The 21,097-nt window shown below is 43.0% G+C and carries 23 protein-coding genes and 1 riboswitch; of the genes, 5 read left to right on the top strand and 18 right to left on the bottom strand.

The features are described from left to right. Window positions 1-108 precede the first annotated feature (108 nt). The 3 genes from ypeB to prsW all read right to left on the bottom strand — a co-directional run bounded on the left by ypeB (window position 109) and on the right by prsW (window position 3,057). Window positions 109-1,458 (bottom strand): germination protein YpeB, encoded by a 1,350-nt coding sequence (ypeB, locus tag F9802_RS01740; RefSeq protein WP_152149419.1) that lies wholly within the window; start codon window positions 1,456-1,458, stop codon window positions 109-111. A gap of 17 nt (window positions 1,459-1,475) precedes the next feature. Then, window positions 1,476-2,204, bottom strand: a complete 729-nt coding sequence (gene sleB, locus F9802_RS01735; RefSeq protein ID WP_225435187.1) for a spore cortex-lytic enzyme — start codon at window positions 2,202-2,204, stop codon at window positions 1,476-1,478. A 169-nt stretch (window positions 2,205-2,373) separates the two neighbouring features. Continuing rightward, a complete protein-coding gene (prsW, locus tag F9802_RS01730) occupies window positions 2,374-3,057 on the bottom strand; it encodes a glutamic-type intramembrane protease PrsW (RefSeq protein ID WP_152149418.1) in 684 nt (227 codons plus the stop codon). Between the two features lie 96 nt (window positions 3,058-3,153). Between prsW and F9802_RS01725 the strand changes: the two genes are divergently transcribed. Further along, a complete protein-coding gene (locus tag F9802_RS01725) occupies window positions 3,154-4,128 on the top strand; it encodes an asparaginase (RefSeq protein WP_152149417.1) in 975 nt (324 codons plus the stop codon). A gap of 40 nt (window positions 4,129-4,168) precedes the next feature. On the opposite strand, the gene F9802_RS01720 is transcribed toward F9802_RS01725, so the two are convergent. The 3 genes from F9802_RS01720 to F9802_RS01710 all read right to left on the bottom strand — a co-directional run bounded on the left by F9802_RS01720 (window position 4,169) and on the right by F9802_RS01710 (window position 6,669). Then, window positions 4,169-5,143, bottom strand: coding sequence for a YpdA family putative bacillithiol disulfide reductase (locus tag F9802_RS01720; RefSeq protein ID WP_152149416.1), 975 nt, complete (start codon window positions 5,141-5,143; stop codon window positions 4,169-4,171). Window positions 5,144-5,239: 96 nt separating this feature from the next. Continuing rightward, a complete protein-coding gene (locus tag F9802_RS01715) occupies window positions 5,240-5,821 on the bottom strand; it encodes an adaptor protein MecA (protein ID WP_152149415.1) in 582 nt (193 codons plus the stop codon). A gap of 77 nt (window positions 5,822-5,898) precedes the next feature. Further along, window positions 5,899-6,669 (bottom strand): metallophosphoesterase, encoded by a 771-nt coding sequence (locus tag F9802_RS01710; protein WP_225435113.1) that lies wholly within the window; start codon window positions 6,667-6,669, stop codon window positions 5,899-5,901. A gap of 132 nt (window positions 6,670-6,801) precedes the next feature. Between F9802_RS01710 and F9802_RS01705 the strand changes: the two genes are divergently transcribed. Genes F9802_RS01705 through cotJC form a run of 3 tightly spaced genes read left to right on the top strand, consistent with a single transcriptional unit; the run spans window position 6,802 to window position 7,888 of the window. Beyond that, window positions 6,802-7,050 (top strand): spore coat associated protein CotJA, encoded by a 249-nt coding sequence (locus F9802_RS01705; RefSeq protein ID WP_152149414.1) that lies wholly within the window; start codon window positions 6,802-6,804, stop codon window positions 7,048-7,050. Next, a complete protein-coding gene (locus tag F9802_RS01700) occupies window positions 7,031-7,291 on the top strand; it encodes a spore coat protein CotJB (protein ID WP_152149413.1) in 261 nt (86 codons plus the stop codon). Before F9802_RS01705 ends, F9802_RS01700 begins: the two co-directional genes overlap by 20 nt. 27 nt (window positions 7,292-7,318) lie before the next feature. Further along, complete coding sequence (cotJC, locus tag F9802_RS01695; protein WP_152149412.1) at window positions 7,319-7,888, top strand: spore coat protein CotJC; 570 nt, start codon at window positions 7,319-7,321, stop codon at window positions 7,886-7,888. 82 nt (window positions 7,889-7,970) lie between these two features. Here the strand turns inward: cotJC and F9802_RS01690 are convergent, their stop codons facing one another. The 4 genes from F9802_RS01690 to F9802_RS01675 are packed head-to-tail and all read right to left on the bottom strand — an operon-like array spanning window position 7,971 to window position 11,830. Then, window positions 7,971-8,699: a LysM peptidoglycan-binding domain-containing protein gene (locus F9802_RS01690; RefSeq protein ID WP_225435107.1), complete on the bottom strand. Its 729-nt coding sequence runs from the start codon at window positions 8,697-8,699 to the stop codon at window positions 7,971-7,973. Window positions 8,700-8,701: 2 nt separating this feature from the next. Further along, complete coding sequence (locus tag F9802_RS01685) at window positions 8,702-9,304, bottom strand: CPBP family intramembrane glutamic endopeptidase (protein ID WP_152149411.1); 603 nt, start codon at window positions 9,302-9,304, stop codon at window positions 8,702-8,704. Window positions 9,305-9,316: 12 nt separating this feature from the next. Continuing rightward, a complete protein-coding gene (locus tag F9802_RS01680; protein WP_152149410.1) occupies window positions 9,317-10,777 on the bottom strand; it encodes a RecQ family ATP-dependent DNA helicase in 1,461 nt (486 codons plus the stop codon). A gap of 6 nt (window positions 10,778-10,783) precedes the next feature. Continuing rightward, a complete protein-coding gene (locus F9802_RS01675) occupies window positions 10,784-11,830 on the bottom strand; it encodes a helix-turn-helix domain-containing protein (protein ID WP_152149409.1) in 1,047 nt (348 codons plus the stop codon). 220 nt (window positions 11,831-12,050) lie between these two features. Between F9802_RS01675 and F9802_RS01670 the strand changes: the two genes are divergently transcribed. After that, window positions 12,051-12,299 (top strand): ferredoxin, encoded by a 249-nt coding sequence (locus tag F9802_RS01670; RefSeq protein ID WP_152149408.1) that lies wholly within the window; start codon window positions 12,051-12,053, stop codon window positions 12,297-12,299. Between the two features lie 90 nt (window positions 12,300-12,389). On the opposite strand, the gene F9802_RS01665 is transcribed toward F9802_RS01670, so the two are convergent. The 8 genes from F9802_RS01665 to F9802_RS01630 all read right to left on the bottom strand — a co-directional run bounded on the left by F9802_RS01665 (window position 12,390) and on the right by F9802_RS01630 (window position 20,959). After that, on the bottom strand, window positions 12,390-12,971 hold the full coding sequence (locus F9802_RS01665; RefSeq protein ID WP_152149407.1) for an ECF transporter S component: 582 nt from the start codon (window positions 12,969-12,971) through the stop codon (window positions 12,390-12,392). 151 nt (window positions 12,972-13,122) lie between these two features. Then, window positions 13,123-13,253: riboswitch (FMN riboswitch) on the bottom strand. Between the two features lie 209 nt (window positions 13,254-13,462). Then, window positions 13,463-13,627, bottom strand: a complete 165-nt coding sequence (locus F9802_RS19480) for a hypothetical protein (protein ID WP_191991727.1) — start codon at window positions 13,625-13,627, stop codon at window positions 13,463-13,465. A 450-nt stretch (window positions 13,628-14,077) separates the two neighbouring features. Next, on the bottom strand, window positions 14,078-15,850 hold the full coding sequence (locus F9802_RS01655; RefSeq protein ID WP_152149405.1) for an ATP-binding protein: 1,773 nt from the start codon (window positions 15,848-15,850) through the stop codon (window positions 14,078-14,080). After that, a complete protein-coding gene (locus tag F9802_RS01650; protein ID WP_404799136.1) occupies window positions 15,847-16,551 on the bottom strand; it encodes a response regulator transcription factor in 705 nt (234 codons plus the stop codon). The genes F9802_RS01655 and F9802_RS01650 overlap by 4 nt, the downstream gene beginning before the upstream one ends. A 131-nt stretch (window positions 16,552-16,682) precedes the next feature. Beyond that, window positions 16,683-17,870 carry a c-type cytochrome biogenesis protein CcsB gene (gene ccsB / locus F9802_RS01645; protein WP_152149403.1) on the bottom strand — a complete coding sequence of 396 codons (1,188 nt, stop codon included), beginning with the start codon at window positions 17,868-17,870 and terminating at the stop codon, window positions 16,683-16,685. 21 nt (window positions 17,871-17,891) lie between these two features. Continuing rightward, window positions 17,892-19,505, bottom strand: a complete 1,614-nt coding sequence (gene resB / locus F9802_RS01640; RefSeq protein ID WP_152149402.1) for a cytochrome c biogenesis protein ResB — start codon at window positions 19,503-19,505, stop codon at window positions 17,892-17,894. A gap of 17 nt (window positions 19,506-19,522) precedes the next feature. After that, window positions 19,523-20,056 (bottom strand): thiol-disulfide oxidoreductase ResA, encoded by a 534-nt coding sequence (resA, locus tag F9802_RS01635; RefSeq protein ID WP_152149401.1) that lies wholly within the window; start codon window positions 20,054-20,056, stop codon window positions 19,523-19,525. Window positions 20,057-20,227: 171 nt separating this feature from the next. Next, window positions 20,228-20,959 (bottom strand): pseudouridine synthase, encoded by a 732-nt coding sequence (locus F9802_RS01630; RefSeq protein ID WP_152149400.1) that lies wholly within the window; start codon window positions 20,957-20,959, stop codon window positions 20,228-20,230. Window positions 20,960-21,097 lie beyond the last annotated feature (138 nt).

The following is a 21,097-nucleotide window of genomic DNA, read 5'->3' as shown; positions in this document are numbered from 1 at the left end:
ACCCACCTAATTCTTCCTCTCCCTAGTTCATTTGAACTAATATTTTCCTTAAAATTATAGTGTGTGAAAGGTAAAAATGCAATAAGCGATCTTTTCACCTAGAATGATTTACAGTAAATTATCATACACCGGTTCTGCCCGGCGCAGCTTTTCAACTTGCTCTTCTGTGCCATCTTTAGCATTGATTAAAATTCGATAGGTGTCTTCTCCGAGCGTTCCTAAAAATTCATAGCAAAGCACTTCTTTATTGAGGTCGTTTTTGATCACTGCGAGACGTTCTTCTTGTATTTCGACTTTTGAATTGATAAATTTTTCTGCTTCGCTCTCAGTCAGTGCCGGCTTCTCCAATTTTCTTTCGTGATGATTCTCTAAATATTCATTGGCAGCCACCCCGACTACTTGCCCATTATCCAAGGCTACTTTCACTTTCACCGCATCCGGATAAATTCGGATGCCATCTTGTTCGCCTACGAACGTAAACACACCGACATTATCATATTGCGTACTGTCGTAGAGTACTAAATCTTTCATTTTATTACGGTTTAAAAACTCTACTGCTTTGTTGTTTGCATCATTCAAGCTGAGCGCAGGTTTCCCTACTTCCCTGTTGATGATGTACCAAAGCGGATAACCGCCTCTTCTCGTCATGTCAATGCTTGCTTCTCCGCCATCTTTATTTGTCATATGGATGCTGTAAAATGAAAAATCCGATCCTTTCCCGCTTTTTGTCACTTTTATGTCATTCACTTGTTTCATTTGAACGTATTCTTTCGCTTTTTCTACCGCTTCTTTTTGGCTGATCGGAGCCGCTTTGTTTTTCTTTAAGTGATTGTCATCGAGTTTATTCATATCGCCTGGAAGTGTACTGACATTTGTTTCACTGTAGCCTTGTGATTTCTTTTCCACTGTTTTAAAGCCGTCAATGATTGTATTATCTGTTCCTTCTTTTTCCGTGGCTAGTGCTAATTCAACATCCATCCATCTTAAATTGTTCTTCAATACCATGTGCTGCACCTTTCGCAGCTCATTTTGAATGTCGGCTGACTGCTCGTGAAGATTTTTCAAATGAGCATACTCTTCATTCGTGAGTGGTTCCTTCTCCAAATCTCTAACTGCGGCTTTATAGCTGAAGTCACCAATGCTGCCGAGAAACTCTTCCGTTTTGTTAAACGGCAAAAGTGTTAATGGCAGCTGCCCTACATCGCTATGAGCCTCAGACGTCAGCCGCCATACATCTGCAAGAGCCGGTGATAGTGATTTTCGGGTGTTCATAGCCAAGGTTGCGCCGATTTGGTCGTGAATTCGGTCGATTCCGAAAGTTAAATCATGAAACGCACGCTGATAGCTGTTTTCAGCATTTATCAAAATGGCATTTTTCTCTTTATGCTCCTGGTAGCCCCAGAATCCTGTTCCGACGGCAGCCAGCGATAAAACAACAATAGTTAATATACGCAGCATCGTTATCCTCCCTTTTTTTAATTACAGAAAATATGCTTGCCTATTTTTTTAATTTGCGGCCGTGTCCAAATCCAGGCGCTAGTCGCCGTATCGGGATTAAAATAATACAAGGCATCGCCAGTCGGATCCCAGCCGTTGATCGCATCCAGCACGGCACGTTTCGACGTTTCATTCGGCGTCAGCCAAATTTGCCCGTCTGCGACAGCCGTGAACGCACGCGGTTCAAAAATAACGCCTGATACTGTATTCGGAAAACTCTGGCTTTGCATCCGATTTAAAATAACCGCTGCCACTGCCACTTGGCCTTCGTACGGTTCTCCGCGGGCTTCTCCGTGTACTGCATTAGCCATCAACTGAATATCATTTTGTGAAAATCCCGGCGGAACACTTGTCGCCATTGGTTTGTTGCCAGAGGAGCCTGCTTTGTTTTTTGCCTGCTTTGATTGTTTGCCATAGTGAGTAAATGAACGGCCTTTTTCAATTTGTGATTTTACATAGCTTTTATCGTACTTTGACGCTTTCACAAGCTTGTTCTTTGTCGTCGCTCCAACGAGACCATCAATAGGCAGGCCAAATGCTTCTTGAAAGTTCCTCACTGCCCAGTACGTGCCCCAGCCGTATACGCCGTCAATTTTGCCTTTATAGTATCCGATGTACTGGAGCCTTGCTTGGAGTTCAATGACGTCATCTCCGGAAGCGCCCTTTTGAATGACCTGCCCTGAAAAAGCATGTGACGGTTCCGGCATAATCGATAGGCTGCCTGTGACGAGACTAATAACAAAAGCAATCGTTACAGCTGTTCTTTTCATTTTAGGACGAATTCTCATCTTTTTTATCCTCCACCTGATAGATGTTGTGTAAGGGTATTTTTTGCAAGGTGCATATTTTTATACAAAAAAAGAAGCTCTTTTTCAATTAAGAGCTTCCTTCGCGTGCCATTCTATGATAGTGCTGGTCAGACAATGCGTGAGCTTGCTTCACTTTCTTTAACGCCAGCCACCAGAGAATCAACATAAATGGAATGATATAATATATCCATGCCGACTCTATAAATAAAATATAATCATACAGTCCGTGCAGTAAAAATGGGATTAAAAGAGAGAGCCAGAGCCATTGGTTTTTCTTCCCATCTTGGCTGAACTTAGCTTTTCCTAAATAAAACCCCATAAACACACCAAAAAGCGCATGGCTTGAGACCGGCAGCAACGCCCGTAAAAAAGCATGGTCCACGCCGTAAGCTAATAAATAAAGAATGTTTTCCACTGTCGCAAAGCCAAGCGAAACGCTCGTCCCATACACAATGCCGTCATACGGTTCATCAAAATCCACATGCTGATAAATTAAATAAAATAGGATAAACCATTTCACAAATTCTTCGAGAAAACCAACGGTAAAAAAGGCTGTAGCTGCATTTGATAAAACGATGCCTTCTTCTTTTAGGACATACTGAATAAACATGACTGGAAACGTAAGCAGCGCACCATAAATAAATGACTTCGCCACTGTTGCCACCGGCTCTGCATCGTATTGATCACGAAGATAAAAATAACATAAAAGTGCTAATCCAGGAGCAATGCCCGCCGAGAAGACCGCCAGCATAAATCTGTCCTCTTTTCTTTCGGTTTTCTTCATCGTATCATTAATAAAGAGGATTGAACATACATAATCCAAATTTGTACAGTGGGGGTTTTTCTTTTGTCAAAAAAACGAATATTCGTGATTCATACAGGCGGAACGATTTCCATGGAAGAAGATAAACAGTCAGGAGCCGTCAAGCCATCTTCTACAAACCCGATGCGCTCGTTTGATCATTTGCTGGATGAATCAGCAGCTATTTTTTCCGCGGAACCGTTTCATCTCCCTTCTCCTCATATTACTCCGAAAGAAATGCTCGAGCTAAAAAATTTGATTGAGCAGACGTATAAAGAACGGCCGTTTGATGGCGTCGTCATTACGCACGGAACGGATACGCTGGAAGAAACGGCTTATTTTCTTGACTTAACACTGGAAACGAATGTACCTGTCGTCGTTACCGGCGCGATGCGTTCAAGCAACGAAATTGGTGCGGACGGGCTGTATAACTTAATTTCAGCTGTCCGGGCCGCTTCTTGCGACGACGCCAGAGGAAAAGGAGTGCTCGTCGTATTGAATGATGAGATCCACTCTGCGGATAATGTAACAAAAACGCATACGAGCAATATCTCAACCTTTCAAAGCCCGCAATACGGGCCGATCGGCATTATTACGAAAAGAAAAGTCATCTTTCACCACGAACCCGCCATTCAGCAAAAACTACTGGTGACCACCGTCAGCAAAAAAGTTGCTTTAATTAAGGCCTACGCCGGTATGGACTCTTATTTACTATCTGCGTTAAAAGAGCTTCAATATGATGGTGTCGTGATCGAAGCGCTTGGCCAAGGCAACTTGCCGCCTGCTGCTGTTTCAGCGGTAAAGGAACTGATTAATCAAAACATACCAGTCGTGCTTGTTTCAAGATGTTTTAACGGCATTGTGCAAGACATATATGGATATGAAGGCGGCGGAAAACAACTAAAGGAGCTCGGTGTGATCTTTTCAAATGGGCTAAACGGTCAAAAAGCGAGATTAAAGCTTTTAATCGCTTTGTCTTCAGCTAACGCGCCCGCTAATCTTGAAAAAGTATTTGAGTAATAGAAAAACGGGCCGTTTAGCCCGTTTTTTTATTACTTATTCACTTTATTCCTTCCCGCTCGGCAATAGCTGCTGCTATTTCACCGCCGTGAAAGCGCCCGTTTTCAATAAAAATCTCATTAGCATTGTTTCCTGCTGCTATAACTCCGGCAATAAAAATCCCTTCTATATTTGTTTCTTTCGTTTCTTCATTGTATACAGGACGGCCTGTTTCCCGATCGATTTCCACGCCCATTTCTTTCAAGAAACTATGATCGGGATGGTAGCCAGTCATCGCAAACACAAAATCATTTTCAAGTTCCTTCTTTTCACCATTTTGAGTGTAGACAACCGTGTCTTTTTTTATTTCAACGAGTTCTGCATGAAACTCCATGTTCATTTCACCATCGCGGACGAGCACTTCAAATTCAGGCAAAATCCACGGCTTGATGCTTTTCGAGTATTCGCCTCCGCGGTAAAGAACCGTCACCCGCGCTCCTGCTTTATGAAGTTCCAGCGCTGCATCGACAGAAGAATTCTTGCCACCGATCACAGCTACATCCGTATCAAAATAAGGATGCGCTTCTTTGAAATAATGAAACACTTTATCCAGCTCTTCACCCGGAATGTTCATGTAATTAGGGTGATCATAATAACCGGTTGCAATAATAACATATGGGGTTTGATAAGAACCGGCCGTTGTATGAACACAAAAAGAACCTTCCGCTTGTTTTTCCACTTTTTCTACCGCTTCAAAACGCTGGATGCGGAGCTCTTTCATTTTTACGACTTCACGGTAATACGTTAATGCCTGATTGCGCTTTGGCTTCCGGCCTTCAATAATAAAAGGGACGTCACCAATCGCAAGTTTTTCGCTGGAACTAAAAAAAGTCTGGTGTGTCGGGTAATGATAAATGGAATTAACGATGTTTCCTTTTTCGATTACGAGCGGATTTTTGCCGATTTCTTTTAACGCTATAGCTGCTGCCAAACCGCACGGCCCTCCGCCTACAATAATACAGTCTTCCTTCTGCATAACTTCCTCCTTGTTATCCGCACAAAAAAATTTCCTATCATACTTTGATGATAGGAGAAAATCGCTTTGATTTCAACGGATAGCACTTAACGGAAGCTAGGCTTTCTTAACAAAAAACTCATAAATCTTCTTTGTTGCTTCCTTTTGAATAACGGGAGTCGCATATTCTTTTAACATTTCTTCAGGCAGACTGGAAGGAGAAGCGTACTCCAGCAGTGCAGCTTCGAGTCCATCATATTGGCTGTCAAAATCGAAGGAAAAGCAAATATAATAGGCGTCTTTGAAATAGTAAAGCGCACTTTGAATTTCTCTTACTTTTTTCTCATCGTGTACCAATCCGATCGCATCCTCGATATCTTGAAACTTGAACGTCAGATCACAGCCTAAAGTGTCTTCTGATTCCGCAGGCACTTCATCTACTTTGTCTAAAAAATCAAAATGATCAATCGTTAAAATTAATACGAGTTCATCCCCTGACATTGAGTGAACTTCAATCGCAATCATCCCTTCTGTGTCGATGTCCAACTGCTCTTCAATGACATCCAGCATTTCATCAAAAATTTCATGCCAAATGTAAGAATCCTCTAAAATGTGTTTCTTCAAGCATCCTTTTTCTCTTAACTCTTCGTATGAAACGGAAAGCATCACCTTGTTATCTGATAAACGTTCTATCCTCATAGTTTGCTGCCCCCTGCTTAAGGACCTCTTTATCACATACTATGAATCAAAACGCAGATGGTGAGTTGTCAATCATATTAGGGCTGCCCTTTTTTGATCGTAATTAAATGCGTTTCCGCTCTCGCACCAAGCCGGAGCGGCAAAGCACTTGTGCCATAGCCATTCGAGACAAGAACGGACATTCCATCTTGTTGTTCCCATCCACCTTTTTTATAAGGGCCAATATCAAAAAAGCGGATTTGTCCCCCGTGGGTATGCCCGCTTAAAAAAAGCGAGACACCATCTGCTGGAGTAAGCTTTTTCGTAAAAAACGGATTGTGGCTGATCAAAATTTTAAATGAGTCTGCTGGCACCTCGGCGAACGCGCGCGCTTTATCGCTGTTGCCTTTGCTAAAATCATCCACACCAAGCAAACAAACCGAAGAAAGATCACTGTCCGCCGGCAAACAAAAAGAGCCGTTGCGCAGCACGCAAATGTCATGGCTTTTAAATAACTCATGCAGTTCGTCAGACGGCAATTCATAATCATTATTTCCCCATACGAAAAAAACAGGGGCCACTTCTTTTAACAACCGTAAATTGTGATCCACTCTTTTTAACGGAACGCCTTTTTCTCCCAAATCCCCGCCGATAATAATAAATTCAGCTTTGCTTGTAACGTTTTGAATAATGGATGGATGAATCGTCCGCCTGTGCAGATCGGAGATAAAAAAGAAAGTAAGCGGCTTTTGACCGGGATAGTTTTTAAATACTAAAACATCCTCTTTTACTTCATTATAATGGGCCTCTCTCCACATAAAGAAAATGAGTGCTATGAAGAAAAGCAGCCCGATAACAATATACAACATAATTTTTCCCTTCGTTCCTGTTATAAAATAAATGCAAAATAATAACCAGAATAACAGATTCGGCCAAAAAAAGAAATAATTCTATCCCCTCTCCCATACAATGAATTGAAGTATAGAAAGAGGAGGAAGGGAATGAACAGACACACATGGTATAGAACATACCGTCCATACATCAGTCCGATGGATCCCTGCCCGCCAATAAAGGTGAAAAGGTATTCCACCCCACCTAATCTATTTGTTGGCTTTCAGCCGCCGGGTCTTGAACAATTCCCCGCACTTGCCGCTTTAAAAGCCGGGACGCTGTGGAAGTGTTTTTACGATCCATATTATTCATTGAAGGAATTAAAAAGGGGGTCAGAGAATGAAACAGCTTCCCCCTGAATATTACAGTGAGCTGGAAGAAATCCAAGCCGCAGATTTTGTCATCGTTGAACTAGCCCTTTACCTCCATACACATCCCGACGACCTTGATGCCATTAAACAGTATAACGAGTATGTCAAACTGAGCAAAAGCTTAAAAAAGGCTTTTGAAAGAAAATACGGAGCTTTAACGAGCTTCGGCTACAGTTTTGCCCGTTGTCCATTTGATTACAAGGAAGCTCCATGGCCGTGGCAAGTCTAGAGAACTGCTGGCAGAAAGGGGATCACTATGTGGGTTTATGAAAAAAAATTGCAGTATCCCGTGAAAGTAAGCACTTGCAACCCGACACTCGCTAAATATTTAATTGAACAATACGGCGGAGCAGACGGAGAACTGGCCGCTGCTCTGCGCTATTTAAACCAGCGCTACTCCATTCCCGACAAAGTGGTCGGCTTACTGACGGACATCGGTACAGAAGAATTCGCTCACCTTGAGATGATCGCAACAATGGTATATAAGCTGACAAAAGATGCCACGCCCGATCAAATGAAAGCAGCCGGACTCGGTGCGCATTATGCAAACCATGATAATGCACTCTTTTATAATAATGCCGCCGGTGCGCCGTGGACAGCGACTTATATTCAAGCAAAAGGCGACCCAATTGCCGATCTTTATGAAGACATCGCGGCAGAAGAAAAAGCGCGGGCGACTTATCAATGGCTCATTGATTTAAGTGATGATACTGACCTGAATGACAGTCTTCGTTTTTTACGGGAGCGTGAAATCATTCATTCACAGCGCTTCCGGGAAGCGGTTGAAATACTAAAGGAAGAAAGGGACCGCAAGAAAATTTTTTAGCAAATTGAAAAGCACTAGAAACCCGGAGTTCTAGTGCTTTTCACGTTATAATTGTTGTTTATGAAGCCCTTTGCCAAAATCATTAAGGAAGAGGTATTTTCAATACTTGTCCTACCCGTATTTCATTGCCATTCAAATTGTTAGCTTTTCTAATTTTCTCAATGCCGGCCTGTGACTTATAATAAGTCATTGAAATTCGGAAAACAGTTTCTTGAGGTTTGACTGTATGATAAACGATTTTTCCTTCCGGCTGCTTATCATCATTCGGAATGGCTTCGTTTTTCGTTTCTTCTTTCTTCTCTAGCGGTGTCTCTTTTTTTGGTATTTCTATTTCAGGTTTTTTCTCTTCTTCAGGCGGCTTCGCGTTCGTTTCTATTTGTTTTTCCATGTGCTTTTCACTTCGTTGTTTTTGCGTCTCGTCTATAATAATTGCCGCTGTTGCTTCTGGGGCAGGTTCAGCCATTTTTTCACTTGTTGCTTTATCATCGTTTTCCTCTTCTTCGCTCGTTTGTTCCTCCTCTTCTTCGGGTTCTACATATACCGGTCCTGCCACACCCGAATCTTCCGTTACAACAGAAGTTGAGGAGCGGTCATTATCCTTTGCATATGTATACAAAACTAATGTAATAAAAGGCAGCGTAATAAAAAACATAAGCAGCACTTTTAACAGCGGATATTTCTTTTGCTTTTTTTGTTCTTTTCTTTCCATCCGTGATGACCCTTGAACAGGCTGCTTTTCCCGTTCTACCTGGACTTTCTTAATTTCTATGCGATTTTTCTGCGCTAACTCACGGTAAGGGTCTCTTGTCATATTTATCCCTTCTTTATCGATTCATTCTTATTCTGTTTCCGGCGAATGGCCAGGCCAAGCAAAAAGTCAATGGTAAAATGCATCATAATAACAGCTGCCAGGTTGCCTGTCCATTCGAATAACCATCCGATCCCAAAGCTTAAAAGAATCACATTCAGCGTTAAATACCATTGCGCTAAATATCTCACATGGATCATAGCAAAAATAATGCTTGCCGGAATAAACCCTAAAGCCGTCTGGATCATTCCCCTAAAAAATACTTCTTCTGCGACAGCCACTAAAACAGCAATCCAAAAGATCTCCCCTGTTGAGCGGCCGGCGAACAATCTCTCATTTATGCCGCCGTCATCATAATATTTTTCAGGCAAACTTTTCATTAAATAAAGATCTATAATTACAACGACAAGCCCTGCTCCCCCGCCTATTACAAAAATATCAATCATCGACCATTGAAACAGACGGTAGAAGCTGAAGAAGTCTTTGAATAAAAAGAGACCGATGATAAACGAAAGCACTAATAAAAAGAGCTGCGTTAAATAAAGAGCGTTCAGCACTTCCTCATCGGTCATGCGGTGGATAAGGTCGGCTTGCTTATTTTTTTTCATACGTCTGCTTCCTCATCCTTCAACCCGCAGCAGAGAATTTAAAATAGCTTCCCATTCCAGCGTATCATCTTTTTCCAGCGAGTATTGTTTATCGTACTGCTGCATGTTTAAACCGCATATATCACAACAATTATCAGGCGTTTTTCCTATCTGCTCCTCAAAATAGCGAAGAACTTCTCCCCGCCGGCATTGTTTGGACCATATCCACCGGAGCATATACAAGCGTTTTTTTTGTTTTTGTTCCAGCCTTTCCCGCCGTTTGTTTCGTACATATTCGGCAGGTGTTCCCTCGCCTGTCCGCACCGCTTCATCCGCATAATGAAGAAGGAAACGAAACTGAACGTCCGTCAGCTGCACAGCATCTGCCCAATCTGCCGCAGCTAGACTTCGATCCCGCGAAAAATAACTTTTTATTTGCTCGTCTGAAGGAAATTCCCCCTCAGCCACCATCGAATGAAACTCTTCATCTCCGGGTGTGTATAGCAGTACGGCCACAGCCTTTCTGCCGTCTCTTCCGGCTCGGCCAACTTCCTGCAAATAAGACTCAAGCTGAGAAGGGAGCTGGTAATGGATGACAAATTGGATGTTTTCTTTATTGACTCCCATACCAAAAGCACTTGTGGCACAAATGACATCGAGCTCGTCATTTAAAAATTGCTGTTGAATTAAAATACGGTCCTCCTGCTCCATCCCGCCATGGTAAAAAGCTGTTTTTCCTATCCCATTTTGCCGCAGCCATTCCGCTCCTTCCTCGGCTCCGCGCTTGCTCGCAAAATACACGATTCCCGGTTTCTTGAGCTGTCTCACTAATTCCAATAGCCTTTTTTGCTTATCGTTTCGGACTGTAATATGTTCTACTGCCATCGCAATATTCGGGCGGTCAACGGAAAAAATCCATTCCTGCACTCTCTCAATTTGCAAATAGCGGATAATGTCGTGCCTTACTTCAGCCGTAGCAGTCGCCGTTAAGGCAAGCGTCAGCGGGCTGCCCAGCTGTTTTCTTACACCCCCCAAAAGTCGGTAGTCAGGTCGAAAATCATGTCCCCACTGAGAAATGCAATGAGCTTCATCCACGACAAAAAGAGAAATACGCACGTTCTTCAAGGCTTGAAGCACAGGCTCGCTCATTAGCATTTCAGGCGACAAAAAGATAAAGCGGTAATCGGACAAGCGGCGAATGACTCGTTGCTTGTCCTGGAAAGATAAAAATGAATTTAAAGCAGCTGTACTTTTTTCACCGCGCATTTTCAACTGCTCTGTCTGGTCCTGCATAAGCGATAAGAGAGGAGAGACAACGAGTACACTTCCCGGCAGCAAATAAGCTGGGAGCTGATAGCAAAGTGATTTTCCTGTTCCGGTTGGAAGCATAGCCAGCGTATGCCGGCCTGAAAGCAATGATTCAATCGTTTCTCTTTGACCGGTTCTGAAAGCAGAATAGCCGAACCGTTCTAATAAAACTTGATCCACATTCATCTTCCTTCACTTGCTGTATTTGGCTAATACGAGCCTGATTTGAAAATAAGAAACGTCAGGCAGCTGGTCTTTAATCGGTTTGATTTTTTTGTTGGAAAGCACTGCGGCTGCCTGCAGCACTCTTTCCTCCGTCTCCTCGCTGACAAAGGGACGTATGGAGAAGTCCGGGGAGTGAAAAGTTAATTCTACGATGTGGTCTTCGACTGTGCTTCGTTTTAATCGTCTATTTGCCACAATCTCTTCAAGCGTGAAGCCTTTTTTTAGCATGCCGCCTGTCTTTCTCGTTGATTGAGTCAAAACAACCGGCTCATATATATCTTCTGCCATCGCGAATAACAGCGGGAAGTCTGCGGCATGCTGAATACTGTGCTGGATAGTAAAGTGAAGCAAATGTAAAAAGCGAAACCAATATTCCGTACTTTCCACGCCAAGCAGTGCACTGGCCTGGACCGTTGTTTTACCGGTTCTTTTTTTTCCAGTAAGCCGAAGAACTAAAATAAGCGGATCCTCAACCGGCTGGCTTTTCAAAAGAACAACAAGCTCTTGGTGAAGACGTGCGGCTAGTTCATCTTTAGGTAAGCGGGTGCGTGCCAAAAATAACTTCAGCCATCGTTGAATTTGTTCATCTCTCGTCACTGGAAGATAAGCTGAATCCCGGTAAGCCAAGTGCGAGGCTACTTGTACAGCAAGTGAAAGTCTTTTCCAAAAAGCACTCGCACAGTCTTGTAATTTCCATCCATGTAAAAATTCAAGCGGGGGAAGAACGCCGGATAGACCTTCCAGTTTTTCTTTTCCAAAGGCGGTCACTTGAACATGGAGTTTCTCATCTACGCGAATCAATCGTTGTTCGGCCAGCTCAACGATCAGTTGATCGAATGATTTCCTTTCTAAAAAAGGAACTGTTTGAAACCATTTTTCCAAATGATACAGCCTGGCGTCTTGTATCGTTTGCGAAGATTTTTTGCCTTTTAATAAATGAAAGACAGATGAGGCGGTTCTTTGTCCATTTATTTGATTGATCATTATTAATATGATTACCTGCAAAAAAGGCATAGTTTGCCTCCTTTTGGCGCTTTCATTTATTTTACCATGAAATTTGTCAAAATTCCTCGTTTATGGATGAATTGCAAATGAAAGCCCTATCATTTTTTATACGGGAATTTCTTATTGAAAAGGAAACTAATCGGATATACAATGGAATGTAGAAGTTTTCAAACTATTGTGGATTGACGAGATTCACAAAGGCTTGGATATACACTTAGGAGGTTGCGAAATGCCAAAATATACGATTGTTGATCAAGATACGTGCATTGCCTGTGGTGCATGCGGAGCAGCGGCACCAGATATTTATGATTATGATGACGAAGGAATTGCGTTCGTTATTTTAGATGATAACGCAGGAAACACAGCGGTTCCCGATATATTGGAAGAAGACATGCAAGATGCATTTGAAGGATGCCCGACTGACTCTATTAAAGTAGCAGACGAGCCATTTGAAGGCGACCCTTTAAAATACGAATAAAATCCATCTAACTAATGCGAAAAAACCGAAAAGACAAGCCTGTCTTTTCGGTTTTTTCTGCTGGTCCTCATCAGTTGTTTAAAAATTTAATTAAGCACTATGTGCGGCTGTTTGTTTGCGCATCCACACATGAATACGGGAATAAATCAGCATAAATACAGCTGTCATTAGTATCCCTTTTACGATGTTAAAAGGCAGAATGGCTGTAACAACCATTTGCTTCGCTTCAGGAGCACTCATAGCTGGTGCATGTAAGAAAAGTGTGTATGCCGGTAAAATAACATAGTAATTTAACACACTCATAATGACCGCCATAGCTACTGTTCCTAACACTAAAGCAACAGTCAAGCCTCTTTTAGATTCAAATTTTTTATACAAGTAATAGACCGGGAGAATAAAAGTCACTCCTGCAATAAAATTGGCTAAGTGGCCGACAGGAACTCCAGTCGGGCTTCCAGTCATAAAAAAGTCCAGAACGTTCTTGATTAGTTCCACCATGATGCCCGCAATCGGACCGAAGACGATAGCAGCGATCAGTGCAGGAATCTCGCTAAAGTCAATCATTAAAAAGCTTGGAAATGGCGGAATTGGAAAGTTCAGCAGCATAAGTAAATAAGACAATGTGCTTAATAACCCCACAGACGTTAACACACGAATATTCATTTTTCTCACAATAGTTCTCTCCTTCTTCTCATTCATCTTTCATAAGAAGAAAGGCTGCCAAGACTTCCGAGAAACAACAAACCCTCAAGCAAAAAGCTTGAGGGAGAAAAGTCATACTCAAATAAACGTCCAACTCTGCACGTGTTGGACGCTGGCAGACCTTCACCTTCTCCCATCCAGACTATACTGTCGGCTTTGGCATCTCACCAAATCAGCCTTGCGGCTCGCGGGCTCGGAAGCTCGTGCTTCCATACCGCCGGTCGGGAATTTCACCCTGCCCCGAAGATGAATATACGATTTTTTTATTCTATTGAATTCAATTTTTCCAAAAAACGTGAATAGCAAGTAGAATTATTTAAATGATAGCAATTAAAGCGAAAAAAAGCAAGGGTACTGACCCTTACTTTTCAAAATTGACTGACTATTCATTCAAATCCCTTGAACAAATGCGCAAAGGGCTCGAGGTCATATGACAGTCGGCTTCGCTTTTCTATAAAAAATCAGCCGTATGTAAATTTTTCTGCCTCTCTTTCAAGCTGGCCGCTATTTATCCGCGGCTGCTTTTTTTCATTTTTCGATTGAGCAAGCCCCCCGCCGATCATCAGCAAACTTACGCATAATGCCATGAGCAAAGCGATCATAAATCGTTTCAAGTAGTCTTTCATGTTGAACCGCCCCCAACTTGCTTTTTTTACTGCCCTTCTAGTTGTATGACAGGAAGCGTTTCCAGTATGACTATTTTTTTATAAATATTATGGCTGTTTTCGTAAACTTTGTTGCTATTAGAAAAGGGGGTGGTTGATTTCCGCTCCAGGATGCTCGCTTTCCGCGGGGCGGGCGGTGAGCCTCCTCGTCGCTTTGCTCCTGCGGGGTCTCACCTGTCCCGCTAATCCCGCAGGAGTCTCGCACCTTCCGCTCCAATCAACCCTTTTGCTACACTTTTTGTCATAAGAATATACTACAAAAACAACAATCTTTTAGAAAACAGCCAATATTATAAATAAGCTGCCCTCAGATAGAACACCCGGCCTCCCTATCACTGCATTGTGCATAAACGCAAGGATGGAAAAACCGGGCACTTATGAGACCGAATATGTTTAGTTAAGTTTGTTGCATTATTTTTCAGGCAAATGAAATGAAAAAGTGGTGCCTTGTCCTAATTTACTTTGAACTTTTATGTTGCCATTATGAGCCGAAATGATGTTCTTAGCAATAGAAAGCCCAAGTCCTGTTCCGGAACGGCCTCTTGTCCGGGCCTTGTCGCCTTTATAAAAGCGTTCGAACACAAATGGCAAATCCTCTTCACTAATTCCTGCCCCGGAATCTTGAACCGACACGTGATGACCATCCGCTTTCAGCTCGTAGCTTACTTTCACCATGCCATGTTCCGGTGTGTGGCGCAGGGCATTGTCAATTAAATTGGTCAGCACTTGTTCAATACGGTCCGGATCCAATTTCGTCAGCACCTTCTCGTGCGGTATGTGCCAGGTTAACTCAATTTGTTTTTCTTTCGCAATTCCTTGAAATTTATCGGTCACCCGCTGGATAAAAGCAGGAACATTGACTTCCTCCAAATTCAAAGAAATGTGCCCCGCTTCCATCCGGGCCAAGTCGAGCAGTTCATTGACAAGCCGGCCGATTCGCAGCGATTCATCATAAATAATTCTAGCCATTTCGCGTTTTTCTTCTTCTGTGGCGGCAATGTCATCAATGATCGCTTCACTGTAGCCTTGCAACATCGATATAGGAGTGCGCAACTCGTGCGAAACGTTTGCCACAAAATCTTTTCTCAGCTTATCAAGCCGCCGCTCTTCTGTCATATCACGGACAACTGCTACCGCCCCGCGCACTGTTTTTGCATTGTAGAGCGGACTGACGATGATCACGTAAAAGCGTCCCTGGAAAGAAAATTCGCCAATTTTTTCGGTTTCTGTTTCGACTGCCTGTTTTAAGAGATCTTCAACGAGCGAAGGCATCATTTCTTTCGAATGCTCTTTTTCAATTTCATAATACCAGTTTTGTAAAAAACGCTCAGCCGGCGGATTTGTAATTAAAATGGCGCCATCCCGATTAAAGGTAATTACACCATCAGCCATGCTGCTTAAAATACTCGCCAGCTGTTCTTTCTCTTGGTTCAGCGCGTGAATGTTATGATTCAGCTGCTTGGCCATCTGATTAAACGAAGTGGCGAGCGCGCCAATTTCATCCGTCGTTAAAATTGGTACTTTCGTATCGAAGTTTCCTTTTGTCAGCTCTGTTGCTGCTTCTCTCATTTTGCGCAAAGGAGCCGTGATTCTCGTAGACAGGAAGAAAGCAAAGATCGTCGTTAAAAAAATAGCGATACCAGCAGCAAGCAAGATCAGCTTTGTCGTCTGATGGGACGTTTCTTTTATTACTTCGAGTGACTGGTAAATAATAACCGCTCCATCTTTGCCGTTTTTCATTTTCAGCGGAACAGCAATGGCAATGGAATTCTCATGACGGCTCGCCTGGCTGTTTTCATCAACTGCAAGCTCTGTTTTTACTTTCATTCTGTCAGTAAATACACGCGAAAGCGCCGGATCGTTAGTGACTTTGCTGCGCTCCAGTCTGTTCGGCGCCGGATCGTTTGGCGAGTAATAAAATGTTTCTTTATCTTCCGCAATAATGACGTGAACTGGTTCATCTACAAGCTCCCAGGCAACTTCCATTCCTGTCTTTTTATCAGCGTGATCCGCAATGACCTTGGAGATTTTCACGGCTGTATCCGATAAGTCTTTTTCCACTTCGCTTGCATGATAGTTCTCAAAGAATTCCAACAGCAGAATGGTCAGAAAAAAGAGAACGAAGGAAACGAGCAGCAGGATAGTCATCCATAGTTTTCCTACTACACTTCTCCAAAGCTTCATTCGTTCACTACCTCGAATTTATAGCCGACCCCCCAAACCGTAACAATCATTTTTGATGCTTTTTCAGATACTTTATTTAATTTTTCACGCAAGCGCTTGACGTGCGTGTCCACCGTTCTTAAATCTCCAAAAAACTCATAATGCCATACTTCTTTCAATAAATGCTCACGATCAAATACTTTATCCGGCGATTTCGCGAGGAAGTATAGCAATTCATATTCCTTTGGAGTTAAATTCACTTCTTCCCCGTCAGCGGTCACACGGTGTGCATCATTATCGATCATCAAGTGTGGATAAACAATTAAATCTTTTGATGTTGTATCCGTCTGCAAATAAGAAGTTGGGGACGATCTTCTTAACAGCGCTTTCACACGCAGCACAACTTCGCGTGGGCTGAATGGTTTCACGATGTAGTCATCTGTTCCCACTTCAAAGCCCTGCACCCGGTTAGCTTCTTCTCCTTTAGCTGTCAACATGATCACAGGTGTCGATTTCTTCTCACGCAGCTCTTTACACACTTCAATGCCATCTTTGCCTGGCATCATAATATCAAGCAAAATACAATCATATTCTTCATTTAATGCGAGTTCAAGAGCCGCCTCTCCATCTTCCGCTTCATCTACTTCATAGTTTTCTCTTTCTAAATACATCCGCAGCAAACGACGGATTCTTTCTTCATCATCTACTACTAAAATTTTCATTTCGTTATCCAACTAGATTTCCCTCCTACTTAAACAATCAAAACTCCTTATCATTATTATCAACTAATCAAAGACGATTTTCAATTTATTCGCGTCTGTATAAAAAAAGCCTCCGCGCAAGGCGGAGACGGTCATGCATACGAGTGGAGGCCGGCAATGACGAGGTTAACTGCGATCAAGTTAAACATAATGATGACAAACCCGATAACAGCAAGCCAAGCCGATTTTTCTCCGTGCCAGCCTTTGGATAAACGCAAATGTAAAAAGGCAGCGTAGAACAGCCACGTAATGAGCGCCCATACTTCTTTCGGGTCCCATCCCCAAAATCTCGTCCAAGCAATTTGTGCCCAGATCATGGCAAAGATCAAGCCGCCGAGCGTAAAGACTGGAAAACCAATCAATACGGACCGGTAGCTGACTTCATCCATTAAATCGGTATTGACGTTTTTCACGAGCGGCTGCACGAGGGCGCCCACCCGCTTTCTTGCAAGCAGGCGGATTAAGCCGTACAATAAAGCGCCTGCCCCCAATGACCAGATAACTGTGTTCAGCTTTTTCGAGTTGATGAAAGCAGGCATTTCCACTAACGGCTCAAATTGGCCAGGTGTCAATAATTCGCCTTCATTTGGGCCGACTATTGCAGGAAGGTTAAACGTTTCTTGTGCCGCTTGTCCTTCTTTATTCACGTAATCAAACTTTGCTTCATATCCGGACATCGTAAACGCCATTGTTACCGCGACGAAACCAATCACAGCGACAAGGCTGTACATAATCACTTCCAGCCAAATCGTCTGCTTGCTCCGTTTCGAGTGGTCAAGCGTTTTGACAAGATAAATGAGACCGGCAATAAAGCTGATCGCAAGAATCCCTTCTCCTGCGGCAACCGTTGTCACGTGAATGTGGAGCCATTGACTTTGCAGCGCCGGGATAAGCGGACTAATATCGCGAGGAAACATGCTTGCATACGCAATAATAATCAGCGCAACCGGCAGCGCGAATACACCAAGAACAGCCAAACGATACATGAAGTAGATAATGATAAATGCACCGACTAGCATCATGGAAAAGAACGTAATAAATTCAAATAAGTTACTAACCGGCGCGTGCCCGGCAGCTGCCCAGCGCGTGAAAAAGTAGCCGAGCTGCGCTATAAATCCAATAACAGTAACGGTGATGCCGAGTTTTCCCCAGCGGTTAACATCTTGTTTTTCACCGTCTTTTTTTTGTCGTATCGATCCGCCGAACAGAAACGTGGCGACTAAATACATGATAAATGAAGCGTAAAGTAAATTACCACTCCATTGGACTAAATCAGACATAGGGGATTTCCTCCTTTTAAATTAAGCTTGTTGATCTTCCGGAATTGGAACGGCTGTGTTTTCTATCAGCGGATTAATTTCTCTCTTTAACCCATGCCAGTTTTTATTCGTATGGGCAGCAACATAGATCTCTCCGTCTATTTGACGAATCCACAAGCGGCGATGGTTCCAATAAGCTCCTTGAACAACACCAATCATAAAGATCGCCCCGCCTATGCCAAGTATCCATAAAGTTAAATCTTTACGGACAGTTAAAGCTGAAATGTTGCGCGTTTCAATGCCTCTAAACTCCATTTTATATTCCGTTTCCCCAACAGGCTCGAGCGTCTGCCGGATAGCAGTAAAGCTGATTTCTCCATCCGGATGCTCCGGGGAAATCATTTTAAACAGGAAAGCCGGGTTATTCGGAACAGGTGATTTTGTTTTCGGTTCCCCGTTTTCTCCCACTCCGTCATAATCAGGATAGTAGCCAAGCACTTCGACTTTATAGCCTTTGCCGAGATCGTAGGTATCTTTAGGATTAAAGAGGTCGATGTTTACTCTGCCGGCTTCTTCTTTCGTTGCTTTATTCGTCAGCGCAAGTTCCATCGCTTTCATTTCATCTTTGCTGAAGCTATCCTGGTAAAGAGCAAAGTTATCAAACTTCATCGGTTCATTCACTCTAATTTCTTCTTCTTTTACTTTGACGAGCTTCGGTTTAGCCCCCGGTAAATCCTGGTTTTCATCTTTATAAAGAACCGCATCCGTCTGATAGTTTTTCACGATGCTGCCGGTGCGTTCAAGCGCTGCGTTAAACACTTCCGGATCTTTTTCCTTATCATAGTTTTCTATCGTAAACTTTTCATTTTTTAAGTAATACTCACCCTTTGTCCCCGGGATTTCGAGCGTTTCTCCCTCGCGGATCCACAACAGCTCATCTATGTACATTCCTTGCACAGACCGGAGCATAGCGCCAATCAGGAAAATAATCAGCCCAATATGATTCACATAAGGACCCCAGCGGGAAAAACGTCCCTTTTCAGCGAGCAGGCTGCCATCTTCTTCCCTAATGCGGTACCGTTTGCTTTTCAAGCCTTCTTTTATTTTATCAAGCTCTTCCGGCTGGATGGCTCCTTGCTTCGAAGCGAACAAACGCTGCTTTTTCATAAATGTGCCGTGCCGGGCGACACGCTGATTCTTCAATGCCCGATACAGCGGAATTACACGGTCCAGACTGCAAATAACTAATGACACGCCGATCGCTGCAATTAAGGCAATAAACCAAATAGAATTATATAAGTCATAAAATCCGAGCGTATAATAAATTTTGCCTGCCGTGCCGTACGTTTCTTCATAATACGTTTCAGGTGAAACATTGTTTGGAATAAACAGCTTCTGCGGAAAAATGGTACCGAGTGATGAAGCAACAAGCGTCAGCACAATCAGCCAGATACCGACTTTTACAGAAGAGAAAAAGTTCCAAACTTTATCTACAATGGATTTGTTATACGTTTGTGACCGCCGGGCGCTGCCTTCATAACGCATATCATGCAGCTTTTCTTTTTGTGCTTCTTCTGTCAGCGCCCGTCCGCAGGATTCACAGAGAACTGTGCCATGCGGATTCACGTGGCCACATTCACATTTTACTTTCCCCATACTAAAACTCCCTTAAGTTAAGGTTTCACTTTTTCAAACAAAGCTCTAACCTGTTCTTCTTTCACTAATCCGCCAATCACAATTTCTTCAACTTTTCCATCCGGGCTGATCATGAAAGTCGCCGGCAGTGGATTGACTCCGTAAGCGTCTTGGACTTCTTTTGATGAATCAATGGCGATAGGAAACGTCAATCCGTATTGTTTAGCGAACTTTTTCGCTTGCAATTCAGAATCTCCGACGTTAACTGCGAGCACTTCCACACCTTGGTCTTTAAACTCTTTTGACATCTTTTCCATATGAGGCATTTCCTTTTTGCAAGGCTCACACCATGTGCCCCAGAAATTCAAAAAGACCCCTTTTCCTTTATAATCAGACAGCTGATGAGCCTCTCCCGATAGATCCGTTAAAACAAAATCAGGCGCTTCGTCTCCTTTTTGCAAGTTGCCGCGGGCTTCTTTCGTCAAATTGGAGTAAAACGTATAGCCAACTGCCGCTGCTAATATGGCTAAAATAATGGAACGCATGATCAACCTTTTTTTTCTTTTGTTCAAGCCTCTGCCCCCTCCTTATGAAGTATAGACATGTGTTTTTCTCCTTAACCTTCTACAAAGATGACGTTTTTTATCATTCGACAAAATATGATTCAAAACTACCCCCATTATATCATTTTGCCTTTTGGCTGATTGAAGGGGATTTGAAGGATATGTGACAGTTTAATCTGCTCAGCGCAGGGAACCTGTCTCAGCCAAAGTACGCAGTTGCTTTACTTCATGAGCTGTCAATTCCCGGAATTCACCGGCATTTAATCCATTCAAATTCAAAAAAGCATATCTTTCTCTTTTCAATTTTTGCACTTCGAAACCAATGGCTTCAAACATGCGCCTCACTTGACGATTCCTGCCTTCGTGAATGGTGATCTCAATCAACGCTCGCTGCTTTCTTTTATCCGCTGACAGTTCTTTCACTTTCGCCGGTGCGGTTTTGCCGTCTTCAAGCTGAATACCGTCTGCCAGCCTCTTAAGCAAATGACGCTGCGGAATGCCATTAAGGCGCGCCACATACGTCTTATCTATTTGATAGCGCGGATGGGTAAGTAAATTAGAAAATTCGCCGTCATTCGTTAAAACTAATAACCCCGATGTATCATAGTCAAGACGGCCGACTGGAAAAATCCGCTGTTCCACAAAAGGAAAATAGTCAGTGACGACTTTGCGGTTTTTATCATCCGATACGGCGGAAATGACACCGCGCGGCTTGTAGAACAAGTAATAGACTTTTCTTTCCCGCTCAACTGGAATTCCGCCCACTTCCACTTTATCGGAAGCTGCTACTTTCATTCCGAGCTCTGTGACTACTTTCCCATTCACCTTTACTTTCCCCTCTGAAATCAACTGCTCCGCTTTCCGTCTGGAAGCCATACCGGCCTGGGCAATTACCTTTTGTAGCCGTTCCATTTTCTTCACCTCAAAGTTTTCAATATGTGTCCTTATGCATTATTACACATCCATTCAAATAAGAAAAGAAAGAGGCACCTGCTTGAAAATCAGTCATCTTATAGTGATTTCTTCAGACAATTCAACCTTCTAAAAAAG

Source organism: Bacillus aerolatus, from assembly GCF_009183655.1.
GTDB lineage: Bacteria > Bacillota > Bacilli > Bacillales > Domibacillaceae > Pseudobacillus > Pseudobacillus aerolatus.
Note: the sequence above shows the minus strand (reverse complement) of the source record. Positions and strands in the feature narration are given on the sequence as shown.